At 70.5% G+C, this 14000-nt stretch carries 15 protein-coding genes; 7 read left to right on the top strand and 8 right to left on the bottom strand.

The features are described from left to right. Positions 1-21 precede the first annotated feature (21 nt). From M1P99_RS17660 to M1P99_RS17630, 7 genes are all read left to right on the top strand, one after another. Entirely contained in the window at positions 22-882 is an 861-nt protein-coding gene (locus M1P99_RS17660; RefSeq protein WP_304453705.1) for an ABC transporter ATP-binding protein, read from the top strand. Between the two features lie 89 nt (positions 883-971). Further along, positions 972-1766 carry an ABC transporter permease gene (locus tag M1P99_RS17655; RefSeq protein ID WP_304455738.1) on the top strand — a complete coding sequence of 265 codons (795 nt, stop codon included), beginning with the start codon at positions 972-974 and terminating at the stop codon, positions 1764-1766. Next, complete coding sequence (locus M1P99_RS17650; protein WP_304453704.1) at positions 1742-2983, top strand: sensor histidine kinase; 1242 nt, start codon at positions 1742-1744, stop codon at positions 2981-2983. Before M1P99_RS17655 ends, M1P99_RS17650 begins: the two co-directional genes overlap by 25 nt. Continuing rightward, positions 2980-3615, top strand: a complete 636-nt coding sequence (locus tag M1P99_RS17645) for a response regulator transcription factor (RefSeq protein ID WP_304453703.1) — start codon at positions 2980-2982, stop codon at positions 3613-3615. Before M1P99_RS17650 ends, M1P99_RS17645 begins: the two co-directional genes overlap by 4 nt. Before the next feature lie 88 nt (positions 3616-3703). After that, positions 3704-4375 carry a DUF1707 domain-containing protein gene (locus M1P99_RS17640; RefSeq protein WP_304453702.1) on the top strand — a complete coding sequence of 224 codons (672 nt, stop codon included), beginning with the start codon at positions 3704-3706 and terminating at the stop codon, positions 4373-4375. A gap of 235 nt (positions 4376-4610) precedes the next feature. Next, positions 4611-6200 (top strand): M20/M25/M40 family metallo-hydrolase, encoded by a 1590-nt coding sequence (locus M1P99_RS17635; RefSeq protein WP_304455737.1) that lies wholly within the window; start codon positions 4611-4613, stop codon positions 6198-6200. A gap of 312 nt (positions 6201-6512) precedes the next feature. Continuing rightward, positions 6513-7109 carry a cob(I)yrinic acid a,c-diamide adenosyltransferase gene (locus tag M1P99_RS17630; protein WP_304453701.1) on the top strand — a complete coding sequence of 199 codons (597 nt, stop codon included), beginning with the start codon at positions 6513-6515 and terminating at the stop codon, positions 7107-7109. 86 nt (positions 7110-7195) lie between these two features. Here the strand turns inward: M1P99_RS17630 and M1P99_RS17625 are convergent, their stop codons facing one another. The 8 genes from M1P99_RS17625 to M1P99_RS17590 all read right to left on the bottom strand — a co-directional run bounded on the left by M1P99_RS17625 (position 7196) and on the right by M1P99_RS17590 (position 13971). After that, on the bottom strand, positions 7196-7495 hold the full coding sequence (locus tag M1P99_RS17625) for an MTH1187 family thiamine-binding protein (protein WP_304453700.1): 300 nt from the start codon (positions 7493-7495) through the stop codon (positions 7196-7198). Between the two features lie 55 nt (positions 7496-7550). Continuing rightward, positions 7551-8039, bottom strand: coding sequence for a DUF2550 domain-containing protein (locus M1P99_RS17620; protein WP_304453699.1), 489 nt, complete (start codon positions 8037-8039; stop codon positions 7551-7553). Positions 8040-8056: 17 nt separating this feature from the next. Then, positions 8057-8446, bottom strand: coding sequence for a F0F1 ATP synthase subunit epsilon (locus M1P99_RS17615; RefSeq protein WP_304453698.1), 390 nt, complete (start codon positions 8444-8446; stop codon positions 8057-8059). Positions 8447-8521: 75 nt separating this feature from the next. Then, positions 8522-9967, bottom strand: a complete 1446-nt coding sequence (gene atpD / locus M1P99_RS17610) for a F0F1 ATP synthase subunit beta (RefSeq protein ID WP_304453697.1) — start codon at positions 9965-9967, stop codon at positions 8522-8524. A gap of 5 nt (positions 9968-9972) precedes the next feature. Continuing rightward, on the bottom strand, positions 9973-10893 hold the full coding sequence (locus M1P99_RS17605; RefSeq protein ID WP_304453696.1) for a F0F1 ATP synthase subunit gamma: 921 nt from the start codon (positions 10891-10893) through the stop codon (positions 9973-9975). 3 nt (positions 10894-10896) lie between these two features. Then, entirely contained in the window at positions 10897-12537 is a 1641-nt protein-coding gene (gene atpA / locus M1P99_RS17600) for a F0F1 ATP synthase subunit alpha (RefSeq protein ID WP_304453695.1), read from the bottom strand. Positions 12538-12610: 73 nt separating this feature from the next. Next, positions 12611-13432 (bottom strand): F0F1 ATP synthase subunit delta, encoded by an 822-nt coding sequence (locus M1P99_RS17595; RefSeq protein ID WP_304453694.1) that lies wholly within the window; start codon positions 13430-13432, stop codon positions 12611-12613. Continuing rightward, positions 13432-13971, bottom strand: a complete 540-nt coding sequence (locus tag M1P99_RS17590; RefSeq protein ID WP_304453693.1) for a F0F1 ATP synthase subunit B — start codon at positions 13969-13971, stop codon at positions 13432-13434. The genes M1P99_RS17595 and M1P99_RS17590 overlap by 1 nt, the downstream gene beginning before the upstream one ends. Positions 13972-14000 lie beyond the last annotated feature (29 nt).

Here is a 14000-nt window from a genome sequence, read left to right as displayed (position 1 = left end):
CCGCCGCGGGACGCTCGGACCATGAGCGACGCAGCGATCGAGGCCGTCGGCCTCCACAAGTCCTACGGCGGCACGGCGGCCGTCGCGGGCATCGACCTCAGCGTGCCGCGCGGCGAGGTGTTCGCCCTCCTGGGCCCCAACGGCGCGGGCAAGAGCACGACCGTGGAGATCCTGGAGGGGTTCCGCCACCGTGACGGCGGGGCGGTCCGGGTCCTGGGCGAGGACCCGGGGACGGCCGGGCGTGCCTGGCGCGCCCGCATCGGCATCGTCTGGCAGCGGGAGACGCTCGTCCCCCAACTGTCCGTGCGCGCCGTGGTCCGCCACTTCGCGGGCTACTACCCCGCCGCCGACGACCCCGACGAGGTGATCGAGCGCGTGGGCCTGGCGGAGAAGGCCGGCGCACGCGTGAACTCCCTCTCCGGCGGCCAGCAGCGCCGGCTCGACGTGGCCCTCGGTATCGTCGGCCGACCGGAGCTGCTCTTCCTCGACGAGCCGACCACCGGGTTCGACCCCCGTGCCCGGCGCGACTTCTGGGGCCTGGTGCGCGGCCTCGCCGACGGCGGCACGACGATCGTGCTGACCACCCACGACCTGGAGGAGGCCGAGGCGCTCTCCGACCGGGTGTGCGTCCTGGCCGGCGGCCGGATCAGGGCGGTGGACTCCCCCGCGTCCCTCGGCGGCCGGGCGACCGCGCGGGCCACGGTGGGCTGGGCGGACGGCGGGCGCCGGCGCACCGTCCGGACCGCCGAACCCACCCGCGTGATCGGCGTGCTCGCGGACGCCCACGACGGCGAGATCCCCGAGCTGACGGTGCACCGCCCGACCCTGGAGGACGTGTATCTGGACCTGGTGGGCGGCGGGACCGCGGAGGCGACCGCGTGACCGCCTCGCCGACCGGCGGCCCGCGCCCCTCCGCCACCGACACCTCCGCCACCGGGTCCGACGCGGTATCCGCGGCCGCCCCGGCCCGCCTGCCCGGACCGATACGCCTCGGGCTCTCGCGTGGCTGGTTGGAGGTGCGCGAGTTCGTCCGCGAGTGGGAGAGCGTCGTCTTCACCTTCACGCTCCCCTCGCTCGTCCTGCTGCTGTTCGGCGCGGTCTTCGACGGCGCCTTCGACGCCGGCATGCCCGCCGTGGACTTCTACCTGCCGGGCCTGATCGCCATGGGTCTGATGTCGGTCAGCTTCCAGACCCTGGGCACGGGCATCGCCGTCGAACGCGAGCGGGGCGGCCTGCGCCGACTGCGCGGGACCCCCATGCCGCCGACCGCGTACTTCCTCGGCAAGACCGTCCTGGTCCTGGTCCTCGCTCTGGCCCAACTGGTCCTGCTGCTCGGCGTGGCCGCCCTCGTCCATGACGCCGCGATGCCCCGGAACACCGCCGCGTGGGCCACCCTGGCGTGGGTGTTCCTGCTCGGCACCGTGTCCGGTGCACTGCTCGGCACCGCGGTGAGCTCCCTGGCCCGCAACGCGCGGACCGCGGCCGGGGTCGTCGTGGTCCCGTTCCTGGCCCTGCAGTTCATCTCCGGGATCTTCGTCCCGGTGGCCCTGCTGCCCGACTGGCTGCTCGACACCGCCTCCCTGTTCCCGCTCAAGTGGATGGCCCAGGGCATGCGCGCCGCCTTCTACCCCGACGGGTTCAGCGCCGTCGAGCCCTCGGGGGCCTGGGACCTTCACCTGGTGGCCCTGGCCCTGGGAGTCTGGTGTGCGGGGGGACTGCTGCTGGCACTGACCACGTTCCGGTGGAAGACGCGGAAGGACGGGTGATCGCGGTGGAGGAGCGCCACGCGTGGAACACCGGTGTGTGGTGGGACATCTACTTCACCGCGGTCATGGCGGCCGTCGCGGTCCTGGCCGCGCTCACCACCGGCCCCGCGTGGCGGTGGACCGCCGTCGCGCTCGTGTGCGCGGTCGTCGTCGTGTACTTCGGCTACGGCCGATGGCTCCTGCGGAACCCGGTCCACCGCGCCAGCGGCCGCTCCGTGGTCCTGCTCGTCCTCCTCCTGGCCGCCGTCCTGCCCGCCGTGACACTCAACCCGACCCTCACGTTCATGATCGTGGCGGTCTCCCCGCTGTGCTTCATGGCGGCCGGGACCGTCCAGGCCGTCCCCGCGATCACACTGGTCCTGGTCGTCCCCGTCCTGTACCGGACGCTGACGGGACAGCAGGGCTGGGACACCACCGCGGTCGCCCTGGTGGTCTACGCGGTCATCATCGCGTTCGCCGCCTGGTTCGGCCGCTGGTTCGAGCGCATCGTCGAGCAGAGCTACGAGCGCTCCGAGCTCATCCGGCAACTGCGCGAGAGCCGGGAGGAGGCGGCCCGGCTCTCGGAGCAGGCCGGCGCGATGGCCGAGCGCGAGCACCTGGGCCGCGAGCTCCACGACACCCTGGCCCAGGGTCTCACCAGCGTCATCGCCCTGACCCAGGCGGTGGAGTCGGAGATGGCCTCCGACCCGGCCCTGGCCCGCCGCCACCTGGCGCTCATGCGCGAGACCGCCGCGGACAACCTCGCCGACGCCCGCGCCATGGTCGCCGCGCGCCAGGCGGTCCGGCCGGAGGACGGCGGATCGCTCGACGCCGCGCTCGCCCGCGTCACCGGCCGGCTGGCCGCCGAACTCGGTATCGGAGTCGACCTGACCGTGCGCGGCACCCCCGCCCCGCTCGCGGGCGACGTGCAGGTCTGCCTCCTGCGCACCGCCCAGGAGGCGCTGGCCAACATCCGCAGACACGCCGGCGCCGGACACGCCGACGTCCTGCTGGAGTACTCCCCCGCGGCCGTCTCCCTGACCGTGTCCGACGACGGCCGGGGCTTCACTCCCGCCGCCGCTCCGGGCCACGGACTGGGCAACATGCGCCACCGCGCGGAGAGCGCGGGCGGCACCCTGACCGTGGACAGCGCGCCCGGCACCGGGACGACCGTGCGCGCGTCCGTCCCCCTGCGCGCGGAACCCGCGCGGCCGATCCCAGAGGAGCCCGCCCGGTGATCAGTGTCCTGTTGGTCGACGACCACCCCGTGGTGCGCGAGGGCATCCGCGGCATGCTCGGGGCCGAGGCCGACCTGACCGTGGTGGGCGACGCCGCCTCCGGCCCCGAGGCCGTCGCCCAGGCCGCCGCGCTGCGCCCGGACGTCGTGCTCATGGACCTGCGTATGCCCGGCGGCGACGGGGTCGAGGCCACCGAGCGCATCAGCTCCGGGCTCCCGGGCACGCACGTCCTGGTGCTCACCACCTACGACACCGACGCCGACATCCTGCGCGCGGTCGAGGCGGGCGCCACCGGCTACCTGCTCAAGGACACCCCGCGGGCGGAGCTGGCGGAGGCGGTGCGCTCGGCGGCGCGCGGGAAGACCGTGCTCAGCGGAGGGATCGCCGGAGCCCTGCTGACCGGGATGCGGCGGCGTTCGGTGCCGGAGCCCCCCGCCCTCTCGTCGCGCGAGGCCCAGATCCTGCGCCTGGCCGCGGACGGGCGGACCAACACCGCCATCGCGAGCACGCTGCACATCAGCCCCACCACCGTCAAGACGCATCTGGCGCGGGCCTACGAGAAGCTGGGGGTGCGCGACCGCACGGCCGCGGTCACCCGGGCCCTGCGCCGCGGCCTGCTGCCGGAGGACTGATGCGGACGACCGAACCGGACGCACCTCAGGGCCGTGTCAGGGTGGTTCCCGATACCGCCGAGGCCCCGCGAGGGCGGATAATCGAACCATGGTGGACCCAATGAGTGAACCCAACGGCCCTGGAGCAGGGCGGATGCGCGCCTCCGACGCCGACCGCGACTCCGTCGCGCACCGCCTGCGCGAGGCGCTGGCCGAGGGCCGACTGAGCCCCGACGAGCACAGTGAGCGCCTGGACGCGGTCTACAGCGCCAAGACACTCGGCGAACTCGTCCCGCTCACCGAGGACCTGCCCGAACCCGGCGCCGGCCACGCCCCGGCCCACGTGCCCGGCGACTTCCACTCGCCCCGCCCGGTCTACGGAGGCGGCCGGGTGACCAAGGACGCCGAACCCACCAGCACCGTGGCGGTGGCCGTGATGGGCGGCGCCGACCGCTCGGGCGGCTGGGTGGTCCCGGCGAACTTCTACGCCGGCGCGCTCATGGGCGGGGTGGAGCTGGACCTGCGCGAGGCGCGCTTCACCCAGCGCGAGTCCACCATCTGGGCCTGCACGGTCATGGGCGGGATCGACATCACCGTGCCCGACGACGTCCAGGTCCGGGTCCACGGCCTGCCGGTGATGGGCGGGTTCGGCGCCACGGGCGCACCGCCCAGCGTCATGGACCCCCAGGCTCCGATCGTCCACGTGCGGGGCCTGGCGGTCATGGGCGGCGTCGACGTCAAGTACCGCCGGCGCAAGCACCAGAAGGAGATCGGCGACTGAGCCTGGGTCGCAAAGACTCACATTCGAGACGATTGGTGCGATTCACCGCCCCCAAAGGCCACAGTTCGCATGGAACGGGTCAGAGCCGTGGCTGATTGTGGCAATCTCCCCTACCCCTCCTTGCCGTCGCACCCCCGACGGTGGAAGGCTGCTCCGGTAGTTCGCTCACAGTGTCCATCCCCCGACGCCACGGAGTGGTGGACCCCCAGACACCGGAGGAACATCGTTGCGCCCCATCAGTCGACGTGCCGCTTCCCCCAGACCGAGTGCCTCCCCCCGTCGGCGCGGGACGGCGGCCACCGCCGGACTCGCCGCCGCCATCGTCGCCGCCGGGACGCTCGCCGCGTCCCCGGCCCAGGCCGAGCCGGGTCCGCCCGGCCACGCGGGCCCGCCGGAGCACTCCAACGCCCCTGAGCACGCCGGTCCGCCGCGCTCGGACGAGGCCGCCCTCCCCGACCGGGTGACCGCCGAGGCGATCGAGGAGCACCTGGAGAACCTCAGCACCATCGCGCGCTACAACGGCGGCAACCGCGCCTCGGCCACCCCCGGCTACGACGTGGCCGCCCTGTACGTCGAGGACCAGCTCGAGCGCGCCGGGTACGAGCCGTACCGCCACGAGTACGAGTACCTCGACTGGCAGGAGCACTCCGACGCCGTCCTGGCCATGACGGCCCCGCGCGGAGCCGACTTCGAGGTCGGCGTCGACTTCGCCACCATGAGCTACTCCGCGGCGGGCGACGTGAACGCCGCGGGCGTGCTGGTGCGGACCGAGGCCGGGGACAGCGGATGCTCGCCCGAGCACTTCGAGGGCTTCCCCGAGGGCGCGATCGCCGTCACCATGCGCGGCGCCTGCGCGTTCGCCGACAAGACCCAGAACGCGGCGGACGCGGGAGCCGCCGCGGTCGTGGTGATCAACAACGTGGAGGGACTCCTGCAGGGCACGGTCTCCGAGCCTTCGGACATCCCGGTCGTGGGCATGTCGCAGCATGCGGGCAACACCCTGCTGGAAGCGGGCGAGGGCCTGGAGCTGCGCGTGGCGGTCGACTCCACCGCCGAGACCAGCACCTCCTACAGCGTGCTGGCCGAGACCCCCGGCGGACGCGACGACAACGTCGTGGTCGTCGGCGGCCACCTCGACAGCGTCGAGGAGGGCCCGGGGATCAACGACAACGGCAGCGGCACCGCGTTCATCCTGGAGACCGCGATCCAGCTCGCCGCCCAGGAGGACCCGAACAACAAGGTGCGGTTCGCCTTCTGGGGCACGGAGGAGAGCGGCCTGGTGGGTTCGACCCGCTACGTCGAGAGCCTCACCGAGGAGCAGATCGACGACATCGCGCTGTACCTGAACTTCGACATGGTCGGCTCGCACAACTACGCGCGCTTCGTGCTGGACGGTCGGGGCGAGCTGCCCGACTCCAGCGGGGCGCCCTCGGGCTCCGGTGCCATCGCCCAGGTCTTCGAGGAGTACTTCGAGGAGCAGGGCCAGGTCAGCGAGCCGGGTGTGCTGAGCGGCCGCAGCGACTACCGGCCCTTCATGCTCGCCGGGATCCCGGCCGGCGGCCTGTTCAGCGGCGCCGACGGCACCAAGAGCGAGGAGCAGGTCGAGTGGTACGGCGGCACGGCCGGTGAGCTGTTCGACCCGTACTACCACACGGCCGAGGACACGCTGGACAAGATCAACACGGACGCGCTCGACGAGCTGTCCGCGGCCGGTGCCCACGGCGTGGAGTTCTTCGCCGACACCACCCTGCCGGTGAACGGCGTGACTCCGCTGTCGAGCCCGGTGGTCTCCTTCGACCGGATCGGCGAGGAACTGGTCCGCTAGCGCGGGCCCGAGGAGAGCACAGCGAGGGGCGGAAGGCGTGAACCCCCCGGTTCCACGCCTTCCGCCCGAGCGGTGTCCCCCCTCCGCGACCCGGCCCGAGTGGCCCCCCTCTTCCCACACGGGAGCGCGAACGCGTGCACCGCCGGAAACTACTTTGAGTAGCTCCCGTGTGCCCCAATGTATCAGTGAGGTGTGTCACCTTCACCTGCTGAGACTGAACAGTTATCCTCTGTCACTCCCGGTGACCTGGCCCGGCTCCCACCCGGGCGCCCGTGCGACACTTCGCACCGCCCGAACCCTAGGGTGGGGACCATGACCAAACGGGACACGGACAAGCCGGTCGTACTGTCGAAGATCTACACCCGGACGGGCGACACGGGGACCACGGCGCTCGCCGACATGAGCCGGACGAGCAAGAACGACACGCGCCTCGTGGGCTACGCCGACACGGAGGAGGCCAACGCCGCGATCGGCCTGGTGCTGACACTCGGTGACGTCCCCGACGACGTCCGGACGCTGCTCGGCCGCGTCCAGAACGAACTCTTCGACCTGGGCGCGGACCTGTCGACACCGATCACGCCCGACCCCGCCTATCCTCCGCTGCGGGTCGAGCCGGACTACGTCGCCCGCCTGGAGGAGGCCTGCGACACCTACAACGCCGACCTGCCGACCCTGCGCAGCTTCCTCCTGCCCGGCGGGTCCCCCACCGTGGCGCTCCTGCACACGGCCCGGATCGTGGTCCGACGGGCCGAGCGGGCCGTGTGGGCGGCGATCGAGGAGCACGGCGACACGGTCAACCCGCTCACCGCCCAGTACCTCAACCGGCTCTCGGACCTGCTGTTCATCCTCGGCCGGTACGTCGCGGAGGAGGGCGACGAGGTCCTGTGGAAGCCGGGCGGCGAACGCTAGGGAGCGTGCGCGTGCCTGGCCGCGAAGGACGCCTCCCGGCCGTCAGGCGGCCCCGGACGGCTCGGGCACGAGAGCGACGCGCGGGATCATTCCAGGGAGTCCAGCTCGCGTTCGAGGTCCTCGACCTTGCTCCGCAGTCCGTCGGTCACGCCCTCGCGGATGTCGGCCTTGAGCGTCAGCGACACCCGGGAGGAGCCCTCCCCGGCGGCCGCCACCGCGCGCTTGACGACGTCCATGACCTCGTCCCACTCACCCTCGACGCTGGTGAACATGGACGTGGTCTCGTTGGGCAGCCCGCTGTCCCGCACGACCTTCACCGCACGTGCGACGGCGGGGGCGACGGACTCACCGGAACCGAGCGGAGACACAGAGAACGCGACGATCATGGGGCCCATGCTCCTCACGGCGGACGGGCCCGTCAAGCCGCCGTGCGGGACCGGCTCAGGCCTCCCAGCGGGTACCCGGGGGCATCGACTCCATCCAGGACAGGAACCCGGTGAGCGTGCTGTCGTTCATCGCGATCTCGAACGACACGTCCTCGGGATCACCGTCGCCGCTGGAGGACCACCCCACCTGGAGGACGGTGACGTCGGCCGGCAGGTAGGACAGGTCGGCGGTGTCGGGGGAACGACGTCCCACAACGACGAGACCGCGGCGCGACAGCATCGCTGTCGGCCGCGGTCTGAGCGAGAAGAGGGGGAACCAGCCGAGGCTCTCCGTGCCGTACCGGCCAAAGCCGATCCGCCACGCGCCCCGACGGCCCCTCTCCTCGGGAGCACGCAGGTAACACTCCACCGCACCACCGCGCCGTTTGAGCACCGCGCGGCGTACGACGGCGGCGAGGACCACCGCGACGAGGACGAGGAACAGGGCGATGAGCGCCCACTGCGTGGCGTCGAACCACGTCGTGCCAGGCAGCAGTCGATCCATCGTTGCCGTCCCTCTCGTTAGGCGACTTCCTCGCCGGCGGCGCGCAGACGGCTGCGGGCACGTCCCAGGGCGGTGTTGTCGCCGCCCTCGGACGCGGACGCCAGCGCCGTACGCGCGCGGTCCACGTCGATGTCCTCGGCCAGCTCGGCGGTCTCGGCGAGAATCGACACCCGTCCCTCACCGGAGACGGCGACGAACCCGCTGTGTGCGGCCGCCACGACCTCACCGGTCTCCCGAGCCCCCAGGACGCGAACGACCGCGTCGTGCGCCAGCATCGCGAGCACGGGGACGTGCCCGGGCTGGACACCGATCTCACCATCGACGGTCTTCGCGATGACCATGTCACCCTCGCCGGCCCAAATCTCACGTTCGGGCGAGACGATCTCGACGAAAAGCTTCTTCGACACTGCCACAAACTCCTCGGCTCGTGGGCGGGTTCAGGCGGTCCGGCCCCCGCGGACGGGGGCCGGACCGGTCAGAACCTACTCGCCCTGCAGCTTCTTCGCCTTCTCGACGACCATGTCAATGTTGCCGACATCGAGGAAGGCCTGCTCGGGCAGGTGGTCGTACTCACCGTCGCACACCGCCTTGAAGGAGGAGATGGTCTCCTCCAGCGGCACGAACACGCCCGGGGTGCCGGTGAACTTCTCCGCCACGAACATGTTCTGCGACAGGAAGCGCTCGAGCCGACGGGCGCGGTTGACGACGATCTTGTCCTCTTCGGACAGCTCGTCCATACCGAGGATGGCGATCTGGTCCTGCAGGTCCTTGTTGCGCTGCAGGATCTCCTTCACGCGCTGGGCCACCTGGTAGTGCTCCTCGCCCACGTACTGCGGGTCCAGGATGCGCGAGGTGGAGGCCAGCGGGTCCACCGCCGGGTAGATGCCCTTCTGCGAGATCGGGCGGGAGAGCTCGGTCGTCGCGTCCAGGTGGGCGAAGGTCGTCGCCGGAGCGGGGTCGGTGTAGTCGTCCGCGGGAACGTAGATCGCCTGCATCGAGGTGATCGAGTGACCACGCGTCGAGGTGATCCGCTCCTGCAGCTGACCCATCTCGTCCGCCAGGTTCGGCTGGTAGCCCACGGCCGAGGGCATACGGCCCAGCAGCGTGGAGACCTCCATACCGGCCTGGGTGAAACGGAAGATGTTGTCGATGAACAGCAGCACGTCCTGCTTCTGGACGTCGCGGAAGTACTCCGCCATCGTCAGAGCCGACAGCGCCACCCGCAGACGGGTGCCCGGGGGCTCGTCCATCTGGCCGAAGACGAGCGCGGTGTCCTGGAGGACGCCCATCTCGTCCATCTCCAGGAAGAGGTCCGTACCCTCACGGGTGCGCTCACCGACACCGGCGAACACGGACACACCACCGAAGTTGCGGGCGATACGGGTGATCATCTCCTGGATGAGCACCGTCTTGCCGACACCGGCACCGCCGAAGAGACCGATCTTTCCACCACGCACGTACGGCGTGAGGAGGTCGATCACCTTGATACCCGTGACCAGCATCTCGGTCTTGGACTCAAGCTCGTCGAAGGACGGGGCCTTGCGGTGGATCGGCCAGTACTCGGTCGCACCCAGCTCCGAGGAGGGCACGTCCATGGACTCGCCCAGGGTGTTGAACACGTGGCCCTTGACGACGTCGCCGACGGGCACGCTGATCGGCGCGCCGGTGTCGCGCACCTCGGCGCCGCGGACCATACCGTCCTGGGGCGCCAGGGAGATGGCGCGGACCAGGTTGTCGCCGAGGTGCTGTGCGACCTCGAGCGTGATGGTCTTGGACTCGCCGCCGATGCTCACGTCGGTGTGCAGGGCGTTGTACATGGCAGGCAGGGAGCCGACGGGGAACTCCACGTCGACGACCGGGCCCGTGACTCGGGCGATCCGGCCGGTGGCGGTGCCAGCCCCGGCCGTCCCTTCAACAGTCGCAGTCACTTTTGTTACTCACTTCCCGCGCTGGCAGCAGAGAGCGCGTCGGCACCGCCGACAATCTCACTGATCTCGTTGGTGATCTCGGCCTGACGCGCCTGGTTGGCCAGTCGGGTCAGGTTCTTGGCGAGTTCCTCGGCGTTGTCGGTCGCGGCCTTCATGGCCGCGCGACGGGACGCCTGCTGGGAGGCGGAGGACTCAAGGAGGGCGAAGTAGATCCTGTTGGTGACGTACTGCGGAAGCAGCTGGTCCAGGGCCTCCTCCGCGGAGGGCTCGAACTCGTACAGCGGCAGGGCCTCGCCCCCGTGGGCGGCCTTGAGCTCCTCCAGCGGCACCGGGTAGACCTCCAGCGGCAGGGCCCGGACGGCCTGGGCCCGCTGGGTCAGCATCGAGACGAACTCCGTCGAGACCACGTGGATCTCGTCGACACCGCCGTCGGCGGTGTCCATGGCGAACTTCTCCATGAGGGCGGAGCCGATCTCCTGGGCGTGCGCGTAGGTCGGACGCTCGGTGAAGCCCTCCCACGCGGCCTCGACCGGACGGTCGCGGAACTTGTAGAAGCCCACTCCCTTGCGGCCCACCATGTAGGTGATGACTTCCTTGCCCTGCTCCCGCAGGAGCTGGGACAGGGAGTCGGCCTCCTTGAGGGCGTTGGTCGAGAAGGCCCCGGCCAGACCCTTGTCACTGGTGATGACCAGGACGGCCGCACGGGTCGGGTTCTCCGACTCGGTCAGCAGCGGGTGATCGGTCACCCGGCCGGCCAGAGCGGAGACCGCCCGCGTGATCTCCCGCGCGTAGGGTCCGGCAGCCTCCGCCGCACGCTGCGCCTTGGTGATGCGCGTCGTTGCGATGAGCTCCATCGCACGGGTGATCTTCGCCATCGACTTCGTCGAGCGGATCCTCCGGCGATAGACGCGAAGCTGTGCACCCATGGGTTACTTCCCGCCCTTGGCGACCTTGATGGTCTCCTGGCCGACCTCGTCCTCTTCCAGCGCCTCGGCCTCGGCCTCGGCGCCCAGCAGAGTGCCGGCGGAGGTCTGGAAGCCCTGCTTGAACTTCTCGATGGCGCTCTCGAGCGCCTGCTGGGTCTCCTTCTCGAACTTCCCGCTCTCGCGGATGTTGTCGAGAATGCCCTTGTGCTCACGGTCGAGGTAGGCCAGGAAGTCCTCCTCGAAGCGGCGGACGTCCTCCACCGGGACCTCGTCGATCTTGCCCGTGTTACCGGCCCAGATCGACACGACCGTCTTCTCCATGGAGAAGGGCGAGTACTGGCCCTGCTTGAGCAGCTCCATCATCCGCGCGCCGCGCTCCAGCTGCTGCTTGGACACGGCGTCCAGGTCGGAACCGAAGGCGGAGAACGCCTCCAGCTCGCGGTACTGGGCCAGGCCCAGGCGCAGCGTGCCGGACACGCCCTTGGTGGCCTTGGTCTGCGCCGCGCCACCGACACGGGAGACCGACACACCGACGTCGATCGCCGGACGCTGGCCCTGGTTGAACAGGTCCGAGTCCAGGAAGACCTGACCGTCGGTGATGGAGATGACGTTGGTGGGGATGTAGGCGGAGACGTCGCCCGCCTTGGTCTCGATGATCGGCAGCGCCGTCATCGAGCCCTTGCCCAGCTCGTCGGAGAGCTTCGCGCAGCGCTCGAGGAGCCGGGAGTGCAGGTAGAAGACGTCACCCGGGTAGGCCTCGCGGCCCGGCGGGCGGCGCAGCAGCAGGGAGACCGCACGGTAGGCCTCGGCCTGCTTGGTCAGGTCGTCGAAGACGATGAGGACGTGCTTGCCCTGGTACATCCAGTGCTGGCCCAGGGCCGAACCGGTGTACGGGGACAGGTACTTGAAGCCCGCCGGGTCCGAAGCGGGGGAGGCGACGATGGTGGTGTACTCCATCGCGCCGGCCTCTTCGAGCGCGCCGCGGACGCCGGCGATCGTGGAGCCCTTCTGGCCGATCGCGACGTAGATGCAGCGCACCTGCTTGTCGGGGTCGCCCGACTCCCAGTTGGCCTTCTGGTTGATGATCGCGTCGATACCGACCGCGGTCTTACCGGTCTGCCGGTCACCGATCAGCAGCTGGCGCTGGCCGCGGCCGATCGGCGTCATGGTGTCGATCGCCTTGATACCGGTCTGCAGCGGCTCGTGGACCGGCTGCCGCTCCATCACGGTCGCGGCCTGGAGCTCCAGGTCGCGACGCTCGGTCGTCTCGATCTCACCCTTGCCGTCGATGGGGGCACCCAGGGGGTCCACCACGCGGCCGAGGAAGTTGTCACCCACCGGCACCGAGAGGAGCTGTCCGGTGCGGCGCACCTTCTGGCCCTCCTCGATGCTGGTGAAGTCACCCAGCACCACGACACCGATCTCGCCGACCTCAAGGTTCTGGGCCAGGCCCAGGGTGCCGTCCTCGAACTTCAGCAGCTCGTTCGCCATCGCCGAGGGAAGGCCACCGACGCGGGCGATGCCGTCACCGGAGTAGGTGACGGTTCCGACCTCTTCCGCGCGGGTGGCATCAGGCTCGTACGACTGGACGAAGCGCTGTAGCGCGTCCCGGATCTCGTCCGGCCGGATCGTCAGCTCCGCCATCTCTACGTTGTCCTTGCTCTCAAATGGCGCCGGGCCGGCGCCGTGCGTGCTTGCTTTGCGTTGTTCGCGTGTGTCAGCCAGCCAGACGGCGCTGGACCTCAGCGATGCGCCCGGCGATGGTGTCGTCGATGACCTCGTCACCCACCTGGATGGAGAGACCGCCCAGGACCTCGGGGACGACGTCGATGTTCAGGTGGATCGCGCGACCGTACTTGCGGGTCAGGACGTCCTTCAGACGTGCCTGCTGCGCCTCGGTCAAAGCCTGCGCCGTGCGGACCACCGCGACGTAGCGCTGGGCCCGCTCGGAGACCAGCTGACCGAAGTGGTCGAGCGCCTGTTCCAGGGTACGACCCCGCGGACGGGTGACGGCTTCACTGACCAGGGCCAGCGTCGCGGAGTTCACCTTGCCCGAGAGGAGGTTCTCGACCAGGGTGTTGAGCTGCCCGGCGGACACACCGTCACGCGTCAGGGCCGAGCGCAGCGCGGGCTCGGCGGCGAGGATCCGCCCGAAGCGGAACAGCTCGTCCTCGAGCTCGTCGAGGCGCGTGCCCTCCAGCGAGGCGACGGTCGCGTAGACCGCCATCCGCTCGACGGCGTCGACCATGTCACGCGGGGTGGACCAGTCCTGCTGGACGACGTCGTTGACCACGATGACCGTGGACGGCGACACCTTCTGCTCCAGCAGCTGCCCGACCAGGGCGGTCTTGTGCTCGGTCGGGTTGGACTGGTCGGCCAGCCAGCGGCGGAGGGAGTGCTCGCCGCTCAGCAGGGCGACGACCTCGAAGAGCTCGCCGCCGAGGGAGACCGCGTACTGGCCGGCGCCCGCCGACGCCAGGACGTTCTCGTCCAGGCGCCGGGTCACCTCGGCCAGGGAGGAACGGCTGATACCACGCATCAGCGCACCTCGGCTTGCTGCGCGCTCTCGCTCTGCTCCAGTTCCTCCAGGAACCGGTCCACCACGCGCGAACGGGCCGCGTCGTCGTTCAGCGTCTCACCGACGATGCGCGTCGCGAGCTCGGTGGACAGCGCCCCGATCTCGCTGCGGAGCTGGACCACGGCCTGCTGGCGGTCGGCCTCGATCTGGGCCTGGGCGGCCTCGATGATCCGACGCGCCTCGACCTGGGCCTCCTCGCGAGCCTCGGCGATGATCGCCGCGCGCTGCTCCTTGGCCTTCTCCAGCTCCTGGGCGTACTCGCGGTGCGCCTCTTCGAGCTTCTCCTTGTACTGCTGGCGGATCTCGTCCGCCTCGGCCTCGGCCTTCTGAGCGCGAGCGATGCCACCCTCGATCTGGTCGGCACGCTCGTCAAGCGCCTTGGTCAGCCTCGGCCACATCTTGTAGACGACGCCGAGGATGATGAGGAAGGCGATGAGACCGAAGGTGAACTCGTCCCAGTGAATACGCAGGACGTTCTCTTGTTCAGCTGCCAAATACATGGTTGGCATCCCCTTCGCGTTCGTATGAC

This window comes from Nocardiopsis sp. YSL2 (assembly GCF_030555055.1).
GTDB lineage: Bacteria > Actinomycetota > Actinomycetes > Streptosporangiales > Streptosporangiaceae > Nocardiopsis.
This window is presented reverse-complemented; position numbering and strand designations above follow the sequence as displayed.